This is a genomic window from Actinoplanes sp. NPDC049802, from assembly GCF_040656595.1.
Classification (GTDB): Bacteria; Actinomycetota; Actinomycetes; order Mycobacteriales; family Micromonosporaceae; genus Actinoplanes.
The window spans coordinates 226,786-246,502 of the sequence record NZ_JBFAMR010000002.1 but is presented as its reverse complement, the minus strand read 5'-3'; the positions used below and the strand labels follow the sequence as shown (position 1 = coordinate 246,502).

The 19,717-nt window shown below is 70.2% G+C and carries 17 protein-coding genes; 14 read left to right on the top strand and 3 right to left on the bottom strand.

The window, feature by feature from the left end:
• The first annotated feature begins 55 nt into the window (after positions 1 to 55).
• Entirely contained in the window at positions 56 to 412 is a 357-nt protein-coding gene (locus tag AB0I88_RS02525; protein WP_361017485.1) for a PRC-barrel domain-containing protein, read from the top strand.
• Between the two features lie 41 nt (positions 413 to 453).
• Here AB0I88_RS02525 and AB0I88_RS02520 read toward each other — a convergent pair whose 3' ends face one another.
• The gene (locus AB0I88_RS02520; RefSeq protein ID WP_361017482.1) at positions 454 to 1,077 is read right to left on the bottom strand and encodes a hypothetical protein; all 624 of its coding nucleotides are present in this window, start codon (positions 1,075 to 1,077) and stop codon (positions 454 to 456) included.
• 138 nt (positions 1,078 to 1,215) lie between these two features.
• Between AB0I88_RS02520 and AB0I88_RS02515 the strand changes: the two genes are divergently transcribed.
• From AB0I88_RS02515 to AB0I88_RS02495, 5 genes are all read left to right on the top strand, one after another.
• Positions 1,216 to 1,977 carry a thioredoxin domain-containing protein gene (locus AB0I88_RS02515; RefSeq protein ID WP_361017480.1) on the top strand — a complete coding sequence of 254 codons (762 nt, stop codon included), beginning with the start codon at positions 1,216 to 1,218 and terminating at the stop codon, positions 1,975 to 1,977.
• A complete protein-coding gene (locus AB0I88_RS02510) occupies positions 1,974 to 2,594 on the top strand; it encodes a vitamin K epoxide reductase family protein (RefSeq protein WP_361017478.1) in 621 nt (206 codons plus the stop codon). Before AB0I88_RS02515 ends, AB0I88_RS02510 begins: the two co-directional genes overlap by 4 nt.
• Positions 2,595 to 3,686: 1,092 nt before the next feature.
• Positions 3,687 to 3,869: a hypothetical protein gene (locus tag AB0I88_RS02505; RefSeq protein ID WP_361017476.1), complete on the top strand. Its 183-nt coding sequence runs from the start codon at positions 3,687 to 3,689 to the stop codon at positions 3,867 to 3,869.
• A 62-nt stretch (positions 3,870 to 3,931) separates the two neighbouring features.
• The gene (locus AB0I88_RS02500; RefSeq protein WP_361017474.1) at positions 3,932 to 4,168 is read left to right on the top strand and encodes a response regulator; all 237 of its coding nucleotides are present in this window, start codon (positions 3,932 to 3,934) and stop codon (positions 4,166 to 4,168) included.
• 527 nt (positions 4,169 to 4,695) lie between these two features.
• A complete protein-coding gene (locus AB0I88_RS02495; RefSeq protein WP_361017472.1) occupies positions 4,696 to 7,521 on the top strand; it encodes an FAD-linked oxidase C-terminal domain-containing protein in 2,826 nt (941 codons plus the stop codon).
• On the opposite strand, the gene AB0I88_RS02490 is transcribed toward AB0I88_RS02495, so the two are convergent.
• A complete protein-coding gene (locus AB0I88_RS02490; protein ID WP_361017470.1) occupies positions 7,511 to 8,230 on the bottom strand; it encodes an AAA family ATPase in 720 nt (239 codons plus the stop codon). The genes AB0I88_RS02495 and AB0I88_RS02490 overlap by 11 nt on opposite strands.
• Positions 8,231 to 8,303: 73 nt before the next feature.
• Between AB0I88_RS02490 and AB0I88_RS02485 the strand changes: the two genes are divergently transcribed.
• The 6 genes from AB0I88_RS02485 to AB0I88_RS02460 all read left to right on the top strand — a co-directional run bounded on the left by AB0I88_RS02485 (position 8,304) and on the right by AB0I88_RS02460 (position 17,369).
• Positions 8,304 to 9,587 carry an alkaline phosphatase gene (locus AB0I88_RS02485; protein ID WP_361017468.1) on the top strand — a complete coding sequence of 428 codons (1,284 nt, stop codon included), beginning with the start codon at positions 8,304 to 8,306 and terminating at the stop codon, positions 9,585 to 9,587.
• Between the two features lie 42 nt (positions 9,588 to 9,629).
• Entirely contained in the window at positions 9,630 to 10,358 is a 729-nt protein-coding gene (locus AB0I88_RS02480; RefSeq protein ID WP_361017466.1) for a hypothetical protein, read from the top strand.
• Complete coding sequence (locus tag AB0I88_RS02475) at positions 10,355 to 13,420, top strand: DUF87 domain-containing protein (RefSeq protein WP_361017464.1); 3,066 nt, start codon at positions 10,355 to 10,357, stop codon at positions 13,418 to 13,420. The genes AB0I88_RS02480 and AB0I88_RS02475 overlap by 4 nt, the downstream gene beginning before the upstream one ends.
• Before the next feature lie 10 nt (positions 13,421 to 13,430).
• Positions 13,431 to 15,155: an AIPR family protein gene (locus AB0I88_RS02470; protein WP_361017462.1), complete on the top strand. Its 1,725-nt coding sequence runs from the start codon at positions 13,431 to 13,433 to the stop codon at positions 15,153 to 15,155.
• Between the two features lie 146 nt (positions 15,156 to 15,301).
• Positions 15,302 to 16,303, top strand: coding sequence for an arabinan endo-1,5-alpha-L-arabinosidase (locus AB0I88_RS02465; protein WP_361017460.1), 1,002 nt, complete (start codon positions 15,302 to 15,304; stop codon positions 16,301 to 16,303).
• An 88-nt stretch (positions 16,304 to 16,391) separates the two neighbouring features.
• Positions 16,392 to 17,369, top strand: a complete 978-nt coding sequence (locus tag AB0I88_RS02460) for an arabinan endo-1,5-alpha-L-arabinosidase (RefSeq protein ID WP_361017458.1) — start codon at positions 16,392 to 16,394, stop codon at positions 17,367 to 17,369.
• A gap of 94 nt (positions 17,370 to 17,463) precedes the next feature.
• Here the strand turns inward: AB0I88_RS02460 and AB0I88_RS02455 are convergent, their stop codons facing one another.
• A complete protein-coding gene (locus AB0I88_RS02455; protein ID WP_361017456.1) occupies positions 17,464 to 18,393 on the bottom strand; it encodes a TIGR03619 family F420-dependent LLM class oxidoreductase in 930 nt (309 codons plus the stop codon).
• Between the two features lie 81 nt (positions 18,394 to 18,474).
• On the opposite strand from AB0I88_RS02455, the gene AB0I88_RS02450 reads away from it, so the two are divergent.
• Complete coding sequence (locus tag AB0I88_RS02450) at positions 18,475 to 19,110, top strand: TetR/AcrR family transcriptional regulator (RefSeq protein WP_361017454.1); 636 nt, start codon at positions 18,475 to 18,477, stop codon at positions 19,108 to 19,110.
• Entirely contained in the window at positions 19,107 to 19,550 is a 444-nt protein-coding gene (locus AB0I88_RS02445; RefSeq protein ID WP_361017452.1) for a hotdog domain-containing protein, read from the top strand. Before AB0I88_RS02450 ends, AB0I88_RS02445 begins: the two co-directional genes overlap by 4 nt.
• The last annotated feature ends 167 nt before the right edge of the window (positions 19,551 to 19,717 follow it).

Below are 19,717 nucleotides of genomic sequence, written 5' to 3'. Positions count from 1 at the left end.
ACGCTTCATCACCCGGGCCTGGTTTCCGGCGTCCCCGAGCGGGCAAGACGACCGCATGTTCCCAGCGGAGAACCTGCGCGACTGGCGCGGAGAGAACGTCATCGACCCGCAAGGCGACAAGATCGGCGACCTCGAGGCCGTCTACGTCGACACGGTCACCGACGAACCGGCCTTCGCCACGGTCCGCATCGGCATGATCGGACGGCACCGGCTCGTCTTCGTCCCCCTGGCCGGCGCCACCGTCACCCCCAAGGCGGTACGCGTCGGCTACGACAAGAAACTGGTCGGCAACGCCCCCGGCATCGGCCTCGACGGTGAACTGCAGGCCACCGACGAGCCCGCCCTCTTCGCCCACTACGGCCTGCCCTACCAGGTCGAGGCCACCGGAGCGCGGCGGCTCGCCCGCCGCTGACCGGAAGCGGTCAGCGGCTCCGCGACGAGCGCACGGTGGCGTCAGGCCGCCAGTTCCAGGACGAACGAGTCGCCCCGCGGCTGGAAACCGAGACGCGCGTAGTAGGGCGACCGCATCCCCGGTGGGGTGATCACCGTGCGGCAGCCACGGTCGATGAAATAGCGGCTGCGCCGGAACACGAACTCGCCCGGCGTCAGATCCCGGTACCGTTCGGTCACGTAGTCCAGCTCCACCTGCGCCACGCCTTCGCCGGCCGGGCGGAACACCACCACGCCGGCCACCTCGTCCGCGTTCAGGATCAGGAACGCGGCCGCATCGCTGTGCGCCGCCTCTTCCACTCTGAAGCCGGGATTGAACCGGGCGATGTCGTCCCCGTGCGTACGCAGCACGTGCGTCAGCAACTCGTCGTCGGTGCGCACCTCCACCACCTGGTACGCCTTCTCGTCGTGCCGGGTCGCCAGCATCCGCCACAGATACCAGATGTTGATCACCGACAGCACGACGTTCAGCCCCACCATCGGCCAGACACCGAGGGCGGCGTTGAAGCCGATGAGCACCAGACAGCCGAGCAGGTTGAGCGCCCGCAGGCGCAGCAGACGACTCTGCAGCAAAGACCAGACGAGCAGGGCCGATCCGGCCCAGCCGATCGCATCGAGCGGTTCCATCCGGCCAGCGTACGGGGCGGGGGACCTTGGTCCCGAAGAGTGCCGCCGACGGTCCCGACATGGCCCTGAGAGGTAACGCCGAGCCCCGAACTGCGCGAACTTGAAGACGTACAAATCGCATGAGGGGGCCACCAGATCATGGGCACGAAAACCCGCAACCGGCAAACGGCCGCGCAGAAGGCCGTCGCCTCCGCGCGCGCCGGACAGCGCGGTCACCGGACGATCATGGGCGTCGGCGGGGCGATCATCGTCGCACTGATCGCGGCCATCACCATCTCGGTGGTAACCGCCATGGACGGTAACAAGTCCGGCGCTGACGGCCCACTGGTCGCACCGGCGGCGGCGACCGCGAACGGCGGCATCCGGATCGGTGAGGCCGACGCGAAGGTCACCCTCTCGGTGTACTTCGACTACATGTGCCCGTACTGCGGAAGGTTCGAGCAGGCCAACCACGGCGACATCCAGGCGCTGGTCAGCGACGGCACCGCCGCCCTGGAGATGCACCCGCTCGCCTTCCTCGACGACCAGTCCCGCGGCGCCCAGTACTCGACCCGGGCCGCGAACGCGGTCGTCACCGTCGCCGACAAGGACGCGGCGCACGTGCTCGCCTTCAACACGGCCCTGTTCGAGAACCAGCCCGAAGAGGGCACCGAAGGCCTGGACGACGCCCGGATCGCCGAGATCGCGGCCGGCGTCGGGGTGCCGCAGAACGTGATCGACCAGTTCGCGGACCGCACCTACGTGCCGTGGATCGCGAAGTCCAACGACAACGCCTTCAAGAACGACGGCATCAAGGGCACGCCCACCGTGAAGATCAACGGCACGGTCACCACCGTCGACCTGTACACGGCCGGACCGCTGCGGCAGGCCGTCACCGCGGCCGCGGGCTCGGCGCCGTGACGGCGCTCCTCACCCGGGTACGAAGCGTTCGGCACACCAACGGGTGGATCTACGGCACCATGCTGGTGTCGGCGCTCGTCAGCCTCACCGCGTCGCTGGTCCTCTCCATCGACGCGGTGGAGCTCGCCCGCAACCCGACGGCCGAACTCTCCTGCAACATCAACTCGGTGGTCAGCTGCGGAACGGTCGGCGTGTCGTGGCAGGCGCAGCTCTTCGGCTTCCCCAACGCGTTCCTCGGGCTGATCGCCGAGCCGGTGGTGATCACCATCGCGGTCGCCGCCCTCGGCGGGGTGCGCTTCCCGCGATGGTTCATGATCGCGGCGCAGGCCGTCTACACACTGGGCCTGATCTTCGCGTACTGGCTGTTCTACCAGGCCCTCACCGACATCGGCGCGCTGTGCCCGTGGTGCCTGCTCGTCACCGTCTCGACCACCCTCGTGTGGGTGACACTGACACACGTGAACATCCGCGACGACTATCTGCCGATGCCCCGGTCCTGGCGGCAGCACGCCCGCGACGCGATCGCCGCCGACCTCGACGCCATCGCCGTCACCGTGTGGCTGCTGATCCTGGCCCTGATCATCGTCAGCCACTACGGCGCCGCCCTGTTCGCCTGACCGCCTCCAGGGGCGAGGTCCGCTTTCATCTGGTACGCGTGACCTCGTCCCGCCCGGTGTGAACCGTCCCGTCCGTCCGGCGCGCGCTCCCCGCCACTCCCGCCCGTGCCGCGCCCGCCGGTATGGTGATCGGATCCGATCCGGCCCCTGGCTGCCAGGTCTCACCACGCGGGGTGTCCGGTAGCCGAGACCGGACCTCGATTCAGGTTTCCGGCGTGTCCGGATTCACCGCGAACGACCAGGCCGGATCCGCCCAGTCACGGATCAGCTCGCCGCCGGGGGCGAACCAGGGACTCGGTAGGCCTCCTGGGCCGAACCCTCCCAGGTCTGGACCAGCGGGCCCGCGTCGCGCTCGAACGGTGCGCTCGCCCCTGCGGGAGATCGACGAGATGGACCGGGCCTGCCGCGATGACTCCCCCGGTGGCCGCTGGTAGCGCCTGACACCGTCCATGAACGCCACCTTGCGGCACCTGCCGGCCGAGACACGCGACCACTGCGAAGATCACAGGTTCACTGCTCACCCGGAATCGAGCCCACCCACCGTCCGAGGAGACAGGACACGGATCAACGCTATATATGGCCCGGAAACATGACACCCGCAACGGGGGTCATCACACCCACCACGGGTGTCACGTTCTTGAAGCACACGTTGCCCCGGATGCCGGCCCTCCGCGGCATCGGCCAACACGGCGCCATCCGACATCCGAGTCCCCGTCCCATCCACCTGCCCCGCGACGCGGTCTGCACCAACAGGGGCCGGTCTGCTCAGCGACGGGTCCCGGGCTGCGTTCGCCATCTGAGGAAGATCGGCGCGAAGGACCTACGAGCGCACTCTTCCTCAACGGCCGGCCGCGCGGCTTGGTGACCGAGCAGGCCGGGCCGTGCCGTGCCCGGGCCCGTGCCGTGCCGTGCCCGGGCCGGGCCGGGCTGTGCCGGGCTGTGCCGGGCCGTGCCCGTGCCGTGCCGTGCCGGGCCCGTGCCGTGCCGGGCCGGGCTGTGCCGGGTCGTGCCGGGCCGTGCCGGGTCGCGTCAGTGGTGGCGGGTCATGCCGCCGGGGTGCTGGTGCGGCGCAGGGCGGGCAGGGATCGCCAGATGCCGGCGGAGGTACGCGACGACGGCACCGGATTCGACACGGCAAGGGCCGGCCGTCACGGACTGGCCGGGCTCGCCGACCGGATCGCCACCGTGGACGGCACCCTCCGCGTCGACAGCGAGCCGGGCCGGGGCACCACGCTGCGGGCCGAGATCCCGATCCCGGCGCCGGCCGATGGCTGACCGGCGGCGGATGAAGACGGCGCCGGGCCGTCGTGGCTTGCGGCGCGGGGCGGTGGCGGCCGATGGCTGAGCTGCTGCGGGTGGTCATCGCCGAGGACGACTATCTGGTGCGGGAGGGCACGCGGCGACTGCTGGAGGATTCGGGGGAGGTGACCGTGACGGCCGCCGTCGGATCGGCCGGCGAGCTGGTGGACGCGGTCGCGCGTACCCGGCCTGATGCTGTTCTGACCGATATCCGGATGTCGGCGCCGGTAGCCTCTCCGGCCACCCCGATGACCATTCGGCCCACTCCCGGGTAGCGGAACGGGTGATGGATGTGGTTCGATTTCAGCGAAGGGCCGGGCATCTTCCCCCGTGGATGCCTGGCCCTTCCCTTTCCGGGCCGAGCCGCCGGATCCCGCCTGATCAGTTACGGACCCGCCGGGACGGGGCCGCCCAGCGCGCCGGCCGCTTTGACCTCGACTCCCACCACCTGGCCGGCCCCGACTTTCGAATTCGCGGCCTGTGGGCTTTCGGTTTGCAGAGGGTTGGATGTTCGGTTTGCAGCACCCACGGCGTTCGGTTTGCAGCGGCGGTCCTTGGCGTTCGGCCTGGTTGTGGGCGACCGACGGGGTGCCGGTCGCCCACGGGCGGGTGGTCAGGCGGCGGCTCGGGCGACCAGGCCGGTGAGGCGGGATTCAACAACCGATCAACCGGGTGACGCCTGTTCGAGCAGGCGCCGTGATCCGCGTCCCGGCCTGCGAGAGCGCCCGATCGTGACGACTAGCATGTCGGTAATGTGCGAGCCGCGTTAACCGTGGCCACAACAAGATTGCCTGGACATCTCGTGACACAAGCAGCACTTGCCGCATCGCTGGTCGAGAACCTGCGCCGGGCGGGCGTGACCGACGTCCTCACCGACGCGGCCCACCGGTCGGCGTACGCGTCGGACGCCTCGCTGTACCGGATCGTCCCGCAGGCGATCGTCCGGCCGCGAGCCGACGACGATGTCCTGGCCACCCTCGAGGTGTGCCGCACCCTGGGCGTGCCGATCACCGCCCGGGGCGCGGGCACCTCCGTCGCCGGCAACGCGATCGGCCCCGGCGTCGTCCTCGACTTCAGCCGCCACATGAACCGGGTGCTCGACGTCGACCCCGGCGCACGGACCGCGCGGGTGCAGGCCGGCACCGTCCAGGCGACCCTCCAGGCGGCCGTCAAGCCGCACGGGCTGCGTTTCGGGCCGGACCCGTCGACGCACACCCGCTGCACCATCGGCGGCATGATCGGCAACAACTCGTGCGGGTCACGGACTCTCGGCTACGGCCGCACCTCGGACAACGTGGCCGGGCTGCGGGCGTACACGATCGACGGCGAAGAGCTGATCACCGGTGCGGAGACCAGCGGCGCCGACGAGCTGCGCAAGAACCTCCAGGAGGTGATCGGCGCGGACCTGGCGGTCGCCCGGACCGAGTTCGCCCGCTTCGGCCGCCAGGTGTCCGGGTACGCGGTGGAGCACCTGCTGCCGGAGAGCGGCTTCAACCTGACCGAGTTCCTGGTCGGCAGCGAGGGCACCCTCGCCGTGATCACCGAGGCGACCGTGAAACTCGTCGCCGACCCGGTCCACCGCACCCTCGTCGTGCTCGGCTACCCCGACTTCGGCACCGCCGGCGACATCATCCCGAAGATCCTGGAGTTCGAGCCCACCGCCTGTGAGGGCCTCGACCACCGGATCTGCGACGTCGTTCGCAGCCGTCGCGGCCCGGACGCGGTCCCGCCGCTGCCGGGCGGCGCCGCCTGGCTGATGGTGGAGATCGCCGGCGACGACCTCGATGACGTCCGCGACCGCACCCGCCGGCTGGTCGTCGCCGCCGAGGCCGTCGACTCCCGGATCGTGGAGGACACCGCCGAGGCGGCCCCGCTGTGGAAGATCCGTGAGGACGGCGCCGGGCTGGCCGGCCGGGCGCCCAGCGGGCTGCCCGCCCACGCCGGCTGGGAGGACGCCGCCGTCCCGCCCGCCCGGATCGGCGCCTACCTGCGTGACTTCGACGCCCTCACGGCGCGGCACGGGCTCAGCGTCATGCCGTACGGGCATCTCGGCGACGGCTGTGTGCACGTCCGGCTCGACTTCCCGCTGGACAAGCCGGACGGCCCGGCCCTGTTCCGCGCCTTCCTGGAGGACGCCGCCGACCTGGTCGTCAGCTACGGCGGATCGCTCTCCGGCGAGCACGGCGACGGCCGCGCCCGCAGCGAGCTGCTGGCCCGGATGTACTCGCCCGACGCGATGAACCTGTTCCGCCGGATCAAGCACACCTTCGACCCGAACAACCTGCTCAACCCGGGCAACCTGGTCGACCCGGACCCGGTGGACGCCAACATCCGCGTCTCCCAGGCCCGGCCGGTGCGCGCCGAGCTGGCGCTGGCCTACCACGCCGACGGCGGCGACTTCAACCAGGCGGTCCACCGGTGCACCGGCGTCGGCAAGTGCCGTGCCGACACCACCGTGCTCGGTGGCGTCATGTGCCCGTCCTACCTGGCCACCAAGAACGAGAAGGACTCCACCCGGGGCCGGGCACGCGTGCTCCAGGAGATGCTCGACGGGGACCTGGCGCCGGACTGGCGCTCGGAGGCCGTACACGATGCCCTTGATCTTTGTCTGTCGTGCAAGGGATGCGGGTCGGACTGCCCGACCGGGATCGACATGGCGGCCTACAAGTCGGAGGTTCTGCACCAGAGCTACAAGGGGCGGGTGCGGCCGCGGTCGCACTACTCGCTCGGCTGGCTGCCGCGCTGGTCGCGGCTCGCGTCGAGGATGCCCCGGCTGGCCAACCTGATGACCCGCCTGCCGGGGATCAGAGGGCTCGCGCTGTATCTGGCGGGCGTCGACGCGCGGCGGTCGATCCCGGCTTTCGCCGACAAGACGTTCCGAAGCAGTTATGTGCCGGTGGAAACCGGCAAACCGGTCGTGCTGTTCGTCGACAGTTTCACCGACCACTTCTCGCCGGAGATCGCCCGCGCCGCCGTCGCCCTGCTCGTCGACGCCGGTTACGCCCCGCGGGTCGCCAGCCGCAACGCCTGCTGCGGCCTCACCTGGATCTCCACCGGCCAGCTCGACGCGGCCCGCCGCATCCTCGGCAACACCGTCGCCGAACTGTACGAAGCGGTCAAGGAGGGCATCCCGATCGTCGGTCTGGAACCCTCCTGCACCGGCGTGCTGCGCCAGGACGCCGTCGAACTCGTCGACAACGACGCCGCCAAGGCGGTCGCCGCGGCCACCAGGACGGTGGCCGAGCTGCTCGCCGCCACTCCCGGCTGGGAGCCACCCTCCCTGCAAGGGGTACGCGTGATCGCCCAGCCGCACTGCCACCACCACGCCGTGATGGGCTGGAACGCCGACGCCAAACTGCTCAAGAACGCCGGCGCGGAGGTGAAACGGCTCGGCGGCTGCTGCGGGCTGGCCGGCAACTTCGGTGTCGAACGCGGCCACTACGAGGTGTCCGTGCAGGTCGCCGAACAACAACTGCTGCCCGCATTGGAGCAGGCCGCGGAGGGCGACGTCTTCCTGGCCGACGGCTTCTCCTGCCGCACCCAGGCCGACGACCTGGCCGGGGTCTCCGGCGTCCACCTGGTGCAGCTGCTCGCCGACGCCCTGCCCGAGCGGCGCGTCAATCGCTGAGCATCCGCTCCAGGAACCGGTCCGGGTTCGCCAGGAAGGCGCGGGTCAGCACGACCGCGTCCGCCTGGTCGTAGTCGATCTCGCTGATCCCGCCGTCCGCCGCGATCTCGAAGATCGTCGCGTCCCGGCAGGCCAGCAGAACCGGCGAATGCGTCGCCACGATGAACTGGCTGCCCAGCGCCACCAGTTCGGCGATCCGCACCAGCAGCGCGAGGCAGCCCTGCACCGACAGGGCCGCCTCCGGCTCGTCCAGCAGGTAGAGCCCGGACGGCCCGAACCGGTGCACCGCCAGATCCAGGAACGACTCGCCGTGCGACCGCTGGTGCGGGGACACCCCGCCGTACCCGCCGGTCACGCCGAGCCGCTCGATCTCGGTCGCCACGTTGTAGAACGACTCGGCCCGCAGGAAATACCCGTTACGCGGACGGCGTCCCGGCACCCGGGACAGTGTCAGATGCTCACCGAGGCTCGACTCCGACGACCGCGTCGCGAAGTTGAACGACGTGCTGCCGCCCTCCGGGTTGAAGCCGGCCGCCACGGCCACCGCCTCGATCAGGGTCGACTTGCCCGTACCGTTGTCGCCGGCCAGCAGGGTGACCGGCGTCCGCAGCCGCAGCCCCCGCCGGTCCCGCAACGCCCGCACCGCGGGCAGATCGAACGGATAGCCCCCACCCGGCGCCTTCTCCAGGAAGATCTCCTTGATGAACACCTTCGGAGCCTGACACAGGGGACGTGCCGAAAGCCCGCCGGAGGCGTCTACTCGTATAGATGCCCTTACATCGATGGAGCTGGAGGAGCACATGCTGGTCCGAACCACCCGACTGCTCGCGGCGCCGCTCATCGCGGGGACCGTGGCCGCCGTCGGGCTGATCCTGGTCAACCCGCTGACCGACGTCGACGCCGAGGCGCCGCCCCGCCCGGCCGTGCGGAACGTCATCTTCATCAACGGCGACGGCATGGCCGCCGCCCACCGGGAAGCCGCCCGCCTCTACCACGCCGGACTCGACGGTCAGCTCGTCATGGACCGGCTGCCGGTCTCCGGGCAGCTCACCACCAGCCCCGACGACCCCGAGTCGGCGATCACCGACTCGGCGGCCGGGGCCAGCGCCTGGGCCACCGGTGAACGCACCTACAACGGCGCGATAAGCGTCGACGTCGACGGCAACCCGCTGCCGATCCTCGGCGCGCAGGCCAAAGCCGCCGGCAAGGCCACCGGCCTGGTCACCACCGCCCAGGTGACCGACGCCAGCCCGGCCGCCTTCTACGCCAACGCCGTCGACCGGGCCGCGCAGGACGACATCGCCCGGCAGTACCTGGAGAAGTCGAAACCGGACGTCATCCTGGGCGGCGGCGAGGACTGGTGGCTGCCCGCCGGCACCCCCGGCGCGTACCCCGACCAGCCCGCCGAGGATCCCACCGAAGGCAGCCGCGGCACGAAGGGCAACCTGATCGAGAAGGCCCGCGCGGAGGGCTACCAGTACGTCTCCACTCCCGCACAGTTGGCCGCCGCGGGCCGGGGCAGGCTGCTCGGCCTCTTCGCCAACCAGGAGATGTTCCAGCAGCGCCCGGAAGGCCAGGGCGACGTGTACGACCCGGTCGTCAGCCTGTCGACGATGACGAAGAAGGCCCTCGACAACCTCTCCACCGACCGTGACGGCTTCTTCCTGCTCGTCGAGGAGGAGGGCGTCGACGAGTTCGCGCACCGCAACAACGGCCGGCGCACCCTGCAGACGATGGGCGAGCTGGACAAGGCGGTGGCGGTCGCCCGCGCCTACGCCGCCAACCACCGCGACACCCTCGTCGTGGTGACCGGCGACCACGAGACCGGCGGCCTGGCCGTCGAGGACGTCGACGCCGACGACGAGTCCGGCTCCGGCATCTCGGCCGAGGACGGCCCGTTCCCGGTGAAGGACTCGGACCTCCGGTTCGTCATCGACTGGACCACCAGCGGCCACACCGGCCAGGACGTGCCGGTCACCGCTTTCGGCCCGCTGGCCGACAAGTTCACCGGCAAACACCCCAACACCTTCGTGTACGACGTACTGGAACCGATCCTGACCCGCTGAGTCAATCGCCGTATCGGCGGATGTCGCTATCGGATAGTGGACATGGGTGGGGGCGGTAACGCCGTCCCCACTTCCGGTAATGATGCTTCGGACGGCGCATTCGCGTGGTTCGCCGACCCAGATCCGGAGATCGCATTCATGGCTGCTGACCTCAGTACCCCCGCCCGGCAGGCCCTTGTCGCTCTGATGGTGCGCGCCGAGCGGACCTCGAATCCCGATCTCAAGAAGCGCTATCGGGTCGAGATCACCAAGGCAGCCCGCGAGGAACTGGCCGGCCGGAGGCTGATCAGCTGGGAGAAGGGCGCGCGGGGTGCGATCTTTCACGAGCTGACCGACCTGGGCTGGGCGCGGGCGAGGAAGGAATTCCGGTCGCCGCCGCCGGAGAGGGTCTCCGGTGCGTGGCTTCTGCACTATGCGACGCTGCGTCACCTGGACAGCCTTCTGGAGCGCGGGGATCAGCAGATCGCAGACCTGTACGCGGAGCCGGATCCCGGTCCGCCGCCCGCGGGCACCGTCGAGGAACGGATTCGTGACGCCTACGCCGACCTCGCGGCGAAACCGGGCGATCTGATTCGGCTGGTGCTCGTCCGTGACCGCCTGCCCGATGTGGAGCGCGCCGAACAGGACCGGGTGCTCAAGGAGATGGACGGGCGACGGGAGATCCATCTCGACCCCGATCCGGCCCGCAACGAGCTGCCCCAGGAAGCTCTCGACGCCGCGATCCTCATCGGGGGCGAGGCGAAGCATCTCATCACGATCGGCCCGACGTGATCGAGGCGGATCAGCGGCGTGCGCTGACCGAGCTGCGCCGGCTGGATTGGGCGCCGACACCCGAAGACGTCTGGACGGCTCTCGACGTCCACCTCGACGAGTTGAACGGTACGGCGGGCGCGGCGGTCCTGCACGCTTTCGAGGAGGCGGAGGCGCGGCGGACCGGCTCCCCGCTCGGTCTGATCGTCGAGGGACAGCACGGCTCGGGAAAGACGCATCTGCTTCGCTGGGCCCGCGAGAAGGTACAGGCCCGTCACGGCTACTTCTTCCTGATGGGTGTCTCCGACGGCCGTACCTTCTGGCCGAACATCGTGCACACCTTGCTGCGCGGGTTGCGCCGTTCCGGTTACTACCGGCACACCCAGCTGGTGATGCTCCTGGAGCGCCTCAGCGAGCGAGCGGAGCTGCCGCTCGCATTGCGCCGCCAGATCCGTGGGCAGAGTCCGTTGACGCCGGCCACGCTCGATGCGTTCGTCACCGCGGTCCGGATCGCCGACCCGGAAGCCGGCCGGGAGTGCCGGCACACGCTCCGCGCTCTCGTCCTCCTGGCCTCGGCCGACATGAACGTCGCCGATCTGGGCGAATCCTGGCTGCTGTCGCTCCCGGACCTGGATCAGGCTGAGCTGACCCAGTGGAGCCTGCCCCGAAGCGGTAGGCCGGAGCAGGACGTGGCCGTGGAGATCTCCCGGTTGCTCGCGCTCACCGGACCGAGCATGCTGGCGGTCGACCAGATCGACGTGATCTTCGCCCAGAGCAACTCCGCCACCACGCCGGGGCTTGCCGCGGACCTCGGCCACGGGCTGATGGACGTGCGCGAGAAGCTGTTCCGGACGGTGACCGTGGTGGCTTGCCTGCCAACCTCCTGGCAGCGCATCAAGCGTGACTCGCTCGATTCGTTCGAGGGCCGGTTCCGTCAGGAGACCAGGCTCGCCCGGCTACCCTCGCGGGAGGTGGCCGAAAGTCTGATCGCGGCCCGGTTCGCACCGCTCTTCGACGCGGCCGAGTTCAAACCGCCCAACTACACGTGGCCGTTACTTCCGGAAGCCTTCGAACGGGCAGTCGAATTCACGCCGCGGCAGCTGATCCAGCGAGCCGACGAGCACGTCCGTTATTGTCTGGCCCGGGGCGAGGTGGTCCCGCTGGCGGACTTCGACGACCACCGGGAGAATTCGTCGCCGCAGCAGCAGCCGATGGACGAAGCCGGCCTCACCCGGCTCGGTGAGCGTCTCGCCGCAGCGAAGGCTGAGGCTGACGTCGATGCCGCGCTCGTGCCGCAGACGGAGGACGTGGAGATGCCACGCCTGCTGGAGGCCGGGCTCCGGGCCTGGGCGGTGGAGCAGGGCGGCGGCCGCTTCACGGTGCAGCCGGTCGAGCAAGGCAACCCGTCTGCGCATGCCTGGCTGTGCGAGACGCTCGACGCCGAGATCGAGGACGAGGCGCACTGGTATTTCCGCGGCCTCTCACATTCGCATCCGCGAGCGGTGCAGGCACGGCTCGCCCGGCTGCGTAGCCTCGCTGCCCTCGACCCGGGAATCAGCAAGCGCCGTGCCGTCCTGCTGCGCAACGGCGCCTGGCCGACGGGTCCGGTGAGCGCCCGGGTGAAGCGTGAGTTTCTCGAACTCGGCGGCACGATCATGCAGGTTTCCCCGGATGACCTGCGCACCTTCGCAGCTTTGGCCGTGCTGCTCGTCGAGAACGACCCGGCACTGCCGGACTTCTTGCGGGAGAACCACCCAGCCGGCAACACGGCCCTGTTCACCGCGATCTTCGGATCGCCGTCAGGGGAGGGTGTCGCCCGGTCAGGTCCGGAACCGGTCGAGCCGGAACCGAACGGGGAGCCGGACATCCAGGTGGGAACGGTCGCCGAGAGCGGCGCCCCGGTACGCCTCACGCTGGAGTCGCTGCGTAAGCACTCGGTGATCTTCGCGGGATCCGGCTCCGGTAAAACCGTGCTGATCCGGCGGCTCGTCGAGGAGTGTGCCCTCCACGGGGTCTCGGCGATCGTCCTGGACCCGAACAACGACCTGGCCCGGCTCGGCGACGCCTGGCCCGAGCCTCCGGCGACCTGGCGGGAGGGCGACGCCGAGCGGGCGCGAGCGTATCTCGACGGCACCGACGTGGTGATCTGGACGCCGCGGCGGGAGTCCGGGCGGCCGCTGAGTCTGCAACCGCTGCCCGACTTCGGGGCGGTGCTCGACGAACCGGACGAGTTCGCGCTCGCGTTGGACGCGGCGGTCGCCACCTTGGCACCCCGGGCTCGGATGGCGGCGAACACGGCGAAGGCCGACCGGGGCCGCGCAGTGCTGCGCAAGGCCCTGGAACACTTCGGCCGTACCGGCGCGGGCCGGCTCACCGACTTCGTGGAAATGCTCACCGACCTGCCTGACGAAGTGACCAGCCTGGGCCGCGCCCGGGAGCTGGCCGCGGACATGGCGGAGACGCTGAAGGCCGCTATGGTCAACGATCCCCTGTTCGGTGGCGCGGGAACGCCGCTCGACCCGGGTGCCCTCTTCACCCCGGCGCCTGGCCGCCGCGCCCGGGTCTCGGTGATCAGCCTGATCGGTCTGCCCGGCGACGGGCAGCGGCAGAGCTTCGTCAACCAGCTCCAGATGGCGCTGTTCTCCTGGATCAAGCGGCACCCGGCCGGCGACCGGCCGCTGGGAGGGCTCTTCGTGATGGACGAGGCCCAGAATTTCGCCCCGTCGACCGGTGCCACCGCGTGCACCGAAAGCACCCTTGCGCTGGCCAGCCAGGCCCGCAAGTACGGCCTCGGTCTGGTCTTCGCGACCCAGGCGCCGAAGGGCATTCACAACCGGATAGTCGGCAACGCGGCCACCCAGTTCTTCGGTTTCCTGAACAGCCCTACCCAGATCGCCGCGGCGAAGGAGGTGGCACAGGCGAAGGGCAGCACGGTCCTGGACATCTCCCGGCTGCGGACCGGCCAGTTCTACGCGGTCACCGAGGGCCGGCCGTTCCGCAAGGTGTCGACCGCGATGTGCCTGACGTACCACCCGCCGAGCGCGCTGACCACAGAAGAGGTTCTGCTGCGAGCCCGCGATTGAGGAGCACCGGTTGGACATCGTCGTCGACAGCCTGGTCAAGAAGTTCCAGGCCGACCATGATCTGCTGTCGCTGGCCGAGGATGATGCATTCGAGGCATTCGCCGGCTACTGCGTCCTGAGTTCCTTCTACGAGGAGGCGTTCCAGCCGGACACGTTCCGGATGGGCGGCGGCAACGATCTCGGCATCGACATCTGCGGCCTGCTGGTGAACGGCGTGCTGCTGCGCGACGAGGTTGACGTGCGAGCCGCGACCGAGCAGGCCAGGCAGTTGGACGTCCGCATCATCCTGGTGCAGGCCAAGACCAGCCCCAAGTTCGAAGCCAAGGTCCTCTCCGATCTCGCCGACAATCTCGCCCACGTCGTGGTGTCCAAGGAGAAGCTGCCGTACCCGGCGTCGCCGGATGTGGAGAACCTGCGGGCTTGCCTGGACGCGGTCTACGCCAACATCGCCAAGTTCGCGGGAGGCCGGCCGAAACTGCATGTCGCGTACGCCACCACCGGCGGGCAGGTCGCGGACCTGATCCGGCGCAAGGCGGTCTCCGCGGAGAAACGGCTGATGACGACCGGGCTCTTCGACACCGTCGAGTTCCGGTGCGTCACTCGTGACGATCTGCGGGACCTCTATCGCAGGGCGACGCAGGCGGTGTCGGTCGTCTTCGAGATGCCGAAGAAGATCGCCCTGTCCCGCATGCCGGGGGTCAAGGAGTCACTTCTCGGCGTGGTGCCCGCCCGGGAGCTGGTGACGAAGGTGCTGACCGATCCGGCCGGGAACATCCGCAAGGCGCTGTTCCACGAGAACGTGCGGGACTTCCAGGGCTACAACGCGGTCAACGGGCAGATCCGCGACACTGTGCGGGACGACGACGGCCACCGTCGTTTTGCCGTGCTGAACAACGGCATCACCATCGTCACCCGCAATCTGCGGGTCGTCGGCGACGAGGTGCACGTACGGGACTTCCAGGTGGTCAACGGCTGCCAGACCTGCCATGTCCTGTTCGCCGAGCGGGATCGCCTCACCGATGACGTCCAGGTCAGTCTCCGTGTGGTGCACAGCGAGGACGAGAACGTGATCGCGGGCATCATCGCGGCGACCAATCGTCAGACCGCGGTGAGCGAGGAGGACCTGTCGACGCGAGAGGACTTCCACCTCAAGCTTGAGGACTACTTCGCCGCGCAGGTCCCGGAGCGGCGGCTCTACTACGAACGCCGATCGAAGCAGTACGCGGCCCGCCCGGACGTCGAGAAGACCCGGGTGGTGAACCGCAGTCAGCTGACCCGGGCGTACGCCGCGCTCTTCCTGGGAGAGCCGTCCGCGGCGGGCCACTATCGTGACCTGACGTCACGGCGCCGCGATGACCTGTTCCAGCCGGATCAGTTGCCGGAGGCGTACTACACCGCCGCGGCGATGCACTACCGGATCGAGTGGTTACTCCGGACCCGTCGCCTTCTGCCGAGGTTGAGACCGGTTCGCTATCACCTGATGGCGGCCCTGCGCTGGAAGACACTGGGCGTGGCGCCGTTGGCGAGCCATCCGAGGCGCGCGGTGGAGCAGTGCCGCCGGATGCTGGACCTGCTCTGGGAGCCGGGGCGCGCCGAGCAGGCTGTTCTCAAGCTGCTTCCCGATTTGAACCGGATCATCGACCGGGAGCAGGCCGCCGGGGTTCCGCTGGGGGAGATGGTGCGGAATCGGCGGTTCGCGGACGCCGTACGCGCCGCGGTTCTGCCGATGGAGTGACCACCGCGTATCCGTCCGCTGCGTGCTCTGTGAGCGTGCCATCGGGCTGGATCGCTGATCATGGGGTGGGCTTGACACCAGGCTTGTGATCGTTAACATATCGGCAAACGAATCGACTTCGGTGAAACCTTGACTCCGGGAGCACGATGTCACGCCTCACGGCCGCCGTCGCCGCGCTGATCCTCGCGACGGCGAGCGGCTGTGGCACGGCCGAGGCCGGTGGAGTTCCGGCCGGCGGGCCCGCCACCCCCACGGCGGCTCCGGCCACCGCGCCCGATCCGGCGTTCCTGCTCGGTGACGCGGGCGTGCACGACCCCACCCTGGTCAAGAAACCGGAGGGCGGCTACCTGCTCGCCCACACCGGGAAGAACCTGCAGCTCCGCACGTCCACCGATCGTTCCACCTTCACCGAGGCGGGAGCCGTCTTCCCCGGCGGCGCACCGTGGACCACCGAATACACCAAGGGCGGCGCCGACCTGTGGGCGCCGGACCTGTCCTACCGGGACGGGAAGTACTGGCTGTACTACTCGGCCTCGACGTTCGGCTCCAACCACTCGGCGATCTTCCTGGCCACCAGCGCGACCGGTGCCTCCGGCAGCTGGGAGAACCGCGGCCTGGTCGTCGAGAGCGGCGAAGGCGACGACTTCAACGCCATCGACCCCAACCTGTACGTGGACGGCGCCGGAACCTGGCGGCTCACCTTCGGGTCGTTCTGGACCGGCATCAAGCAGATCGAGCTCGACCCCGCCACCGGCCTGCGCCGCGGCGACACCATGGCCCGCCTCGCCACCCGGGGCGACACCGCGATCGAGGCCCCCTGCCTCGTCGAACACGGTGGCTACTACTACCTGTGGGTGTCCTTCGACGCCTGCTGCAAGGGCGCGGCCAGCACCTACCGCACCATGGTGGGCCGCGCCACCACCCCCGACGGCCCGTTCGCCGACCGGAACGGCACCCCCATGACGGCCGGCGGCGGCACCGAGATCCTGGCCGGGCACGGCAGTGTCCACGGTCCCGGCCACCCAGCGGTTCTCGCCGACACCGATGGCGAGTACCTCGTCTATCACTACTACGCCGACTCGGGTTCGCCACACCTGGGCATCAACCCGATCGGCTACGACGCGGCCGGCTGGCCGTTCGTCCACTGATCCATCCGCGCGGCGGGGCCCACCCCCAGCGCCGGCGCGCGGCGACCCGGAACCGCTTTCCCCGAAGCGACCCGAAGGTGACATCCCCATGAGAATCCGCAAGCTGCTCCTCGCCGGTGTGACCGGCATGCTCGCCGTGGCCGCCGGCGTCTACGGCATCCAGTCGGCCAGCGCCGCCGCCTATCCCAACCCGGGCGTGGTGACCGGCTCGACCGGCGCCCACGACCCGTCGCTGATCAAGCGGCCGACCGGCGGCTATCTGCTCGCCACCACCGGCGACGGCATCACGCTGAAGACGTCGGCCGACCGGACCGCGTTCGCCGACGCCGGCAAGGCGTTCCCGAACGGCACGTCGTGGGCCTCGACCTACACCGGCGGCAGCGCCAACCTGTGGGCGCCGGACCTGTCCTACCGCAACGGCAGGTACTGGCTGTACTACTCGGCCTCGACGTTCGGCTCCAGCCGGTCGGCGATCTTCCTGGCCACCAGCACCACCGGCGCGGCCGGCAGCTGGACCCACGTCGGCAAGGTCATCGAGTCGACCTCCAGCAGCGGCTGGAACGCGATCGACCCGAACCTGAGCGTCACCACGTCCGGCGAGTGGTACCTGACGTTCGGCTCGTTCTGGACCGGCATCAAGATGGTGAGACTCAGCTCCAGCACCGGCCTGCGCGCCGACGGCACGCTGCACCACATCGCCGAGCGGTTCACCAACAGCAAGTCGGTCGAGGCGCCGTTCATCCACTACCGCAACGGCTACTACTACCTGTTCATGTCGTTCGACCTCTGCTGCCAGGGGGCGTCCAGCACCTACCGGACCATGGTGGCGCGGTCGACCAGCATCACCGGGCCGTACCGGGACCGGGCCGGCGCGTACACCACGGCGGGCGGCGGCACCGAGATCCTCGCGACGCACGGCAGCGTCTACGGCCCCGGCCACCCGGCGGTGATGGCCGACTCGGACGCCGACGTGCTCGTCTACCACTACTACAACTCGTCCGGCGCCGCGAAACTCGGCATCAACCTGCTCTCCTGGAGCTCGTCCGGATGGCCGACGGTCTACTGACCTTCGGCGCGGGTCACTCCCGCGGGAAAGGCGCCGGCCCGTCCCCGGCGCCTTCTCTCTTTTCCGGGGTACGCCGCCCGCCGGCCCTGCGAGGTCAGACGGCGGCGCGGGCCTTCTCGTGGAACTCGGCGGCCCGGTCGATCAGCTCCTTCACGGTGCCGACCGCCGCCGGGAGCGTCACGTACACGTGGTCGGCGCCCGCCTCGGCGAGCGCCGCGACGTCCTCGGCCAGCTGGGCCACGCTGCCCGCGTAGGGCGGGCGCGGCGACGCCGTCGACTCGGTGAGGTCCAGGGTGCCGATCTGCACCGTGCAGCTGATCGACGACGGGTCGCGGCCCGCCTCCTCGGCCATCTCCCGCACCCGGGCGAACTGCGTCCTCACCTGGTCCGGCGTGGCGCCGCTGGCCACCCAGCCGTCGGCGCGCCGGGCGACCCGGGCCAGTGCCTTCCGGCCGGCGCCGCCGAGCAGCACCGGGATGGGACGGGCCGGCTTGGGGCCGACGGCGGCGGCCGTGACCGAGTACCGCTCGGTCGTGTAGCCGACCGGATCCGGGCCCCAGACCGCGGCCGCGATGTCGAGGAAGTCGTCGAGCGCTCGGCCCCGCTCGCTGATCGGAACCGGGGCGCCGGCGCCGAACTCGTCCGGTGACCAGCCCGTGCCGAGTCCGGCGACGACCCGGCCGCCGCTCGCCGCGTCCAGGGTCGCGAGCGCGCGAGCCAGTTGCAGCGGTGCGTGGAACGGCACCACCAGCACACCGGAGGCCAGGCTGATCCGCTCGGTGACCGCGGCCGCCAGGGAGAGCGTGACCAGCGGATCGGTCACCCCCCGATACAGGTCGGGCCAGGGCAGATCGGGTACGCCGTACAGCCCGTGGGGGCCGCTCTGATCCTGGGGCACGAGCAGCCGCTCGAGCGCCCACACGCTGTCGAAGCCGATCTCCTCGAACGCTCGTGCCGCGGCGACCACGTCCGCGCCGGGGTTGTACTGCCGGAACTGGGGCAGGCTGATGCCGAGTCTCACCATGCCCCGAGCCTTCCACAAAGGACGCGCGAGGGTGACCGGGATTATATTTACGAACGGTCGGTCGTTTTGTAGGTTCGTGGCATGACCCACGACGGCCGGATCGCGCGCGGCGAGCGCACCCGTGGCGCGGTGATCGAGCAGGCGCTCCTGCTGGCCACCGTCTCCGGGCTCGACGGCCTGTCCTTGAGCCAGGTCGCCGACGCGCTCGGCGTCAGCAAGTCCGGCCTCTTCGCCCACTGGCGGTCCAAGGAGGCGCTGCAACTCGCCGTCATCGACCAGGCCCGCGCCCAATGGCGGGACCGGGTCGTCCAGCCCGCGATGGAGGCGCCACCCGGAGTCCGGCGGCTGTGGTCCGTGCACGACCGGCGGATCGCCTTCTACGAGGCGCGGGTGCTGCCCGGCGGCTGCTTCTTCACCAACGCCCACTTCGAGTTCAACGCCCGCCCCGGCGTGATCCGGGACCGGCTCGCCACCGAGCTCACCGACTGGATGTCCTTCCTCACCGGCCTGGCCGCCGAGGCGTCCACGCTCGGCGAGCTGCGGCCGGGCGTGGACCCGGGCGGGCTCGCCTACCACGTCGAGTCGCTCGGGATCTGCGCCGTCATGCAGGCCCCGGTGCTCGGCGCCGCACCCACGTACGCGACGGCCCGCCGGCAGCTGATCGAGCATCTGCGCGCCGTCGCCACCGACCCGACGATCCTTGCGGAGCAACCATGAGCACCATGACCGAGACCGGCGCCACCTACGGGGCCGTCGAGCACACCCCCGTCCACTACGACGACCTCGACGCCATGGGCATCCTGCACAACTCGCGCTATGCGGTTCTCGTCGAGCGTGCCATCGCCAAGTGGTGGGCCGAGCGCGGCGTCTCCTTCACCGGCGGCCGTCCCACCACGCCGGACGTCTTCAACGCGGTCCGGGAGTACGCGGTCACCTTCCACCGCCCGGTGACCAGCGTCGGTGACATCGCCGTCCACTTCTGGCTGGACCGGCTCGGCAACTCCAGCGCCACCTACGGCTTCCGGGTGACCTCGCTCGACGGCGAGGCCGTCTACGCCGAGGGCCGCCGGGTCAACGTTCGCCTGGACCCGGCCACGATGCGCCCGGCACCGTGGACCGATCACGCCCGCGGCCTGGGCGCCACCCTGATCCGCTAGGCCACCGCAAACGAAACCATTCAGCGCCGGTGGTGCCGGGGTTGGGTGGGGCCGGACCACGTGGCCCGTGCGGCGCCGGTGGTGCCGGGGTTGGGTGGGGCCGGACCACGTGGCCCGTGCGGCGCCGGTGGTGCCGGGGTTGGGTGGGGCCGGACCACGTGGCCCGT

What these genes read in the sequence shown, in the direction of transcription:
- AB0I88_RS02525 (WP_361017485.1), top strand. Translation starts at nt 56, where the DNA reads ATGTTCCCAGCGGAGAACCTGCGCGACTGGCGCGGAGAGAACGTCATC.
- AB0I88_RS02520 (WP_361017482.1), bottom strand. Translation starts at nt 1,077, where the DNA reads ATGGAACCGCTCGATGCGATCGGCTGGGCCGGATCGGCCCTGCTCGTC.
- AB0I88_RS02515 (WP_361017480.1), top strand. Translation starts at nt 1,216, where the DNA reads ATGGGCACGAAAACCCGCAACCGGCAAACGGCCGCGCAGAAGGCCGTC.
- AB0I88_RS02505 (WP_361017476.1), top strand. Translation starts at nt 3,687, where the DNA reads ATGCCGGCGGAGGTACGCGACGACGGCACCGGATTCGACACGGCAAGG.
- AB0I88_RS02500 (WP_361017474.1), top strand. Translation starts at nt 3,932, where the DNA reads ATGGCTGAGCTGCTGCGGGTGGTCATCGCCGAGGACGACTATCTGGTG.
- AB0I88_RS02485 (WP_361017468.1), top strand. Translation starts at nt 8,304, where the DNA reads ATGGAGCTGGAGGAGCACATGCTGGTCCGAACCACCCGACTGCTCGCG.
- AB0I88_RS02480 (WP_361017466.1), top strand. Translation starts at nt 9,630, where the DNA reads ATGGGTGGGGGCGGTAACGCCGTCCCCACTTCCGGTAATGATGCTTCG.
- AB0I88_RS02465 (WP_361017460.1), top strand. Translation starts at nt 15,302, where the DNA reads ATGTCACGCCTCACGGCCGCCGTCGCCGCGCTGATCCTCGCGACGGCG.
- AB0I88_RS02460 (WP_361017458.1), top strand. Translation starts at nt 16,392, where the DNA reads ATGAGAATCCGCAAGCTGCTCCTCGCCGGTGTGACCGGCATGCTCGCC.
- AB0I88_RS02455 (WP_361017456.1), bottom strand. Translation starts at nt 18,393, where the DNA reads ATGGTGAGACTCGGCATCAGCCTGCCCCAGTTCCGGCAGTACAACCCC.
- AB0I88_RS02450 (WP_361017454.1), top strand. Translation starts at nt 18,475, where the DNA reads ATGACCCACGACGGCCGGATCGCGCGCGGCGAGCGCACCCGTGGCGCG.
- AB0I88_RS02445 (WP_361017452.1), top strand. Translation starts at nt 19,107, where the DNA reads ATGAGCACCATGACCGAGACCGGCGCCACCTACGGGGCCGTCGAGCAC.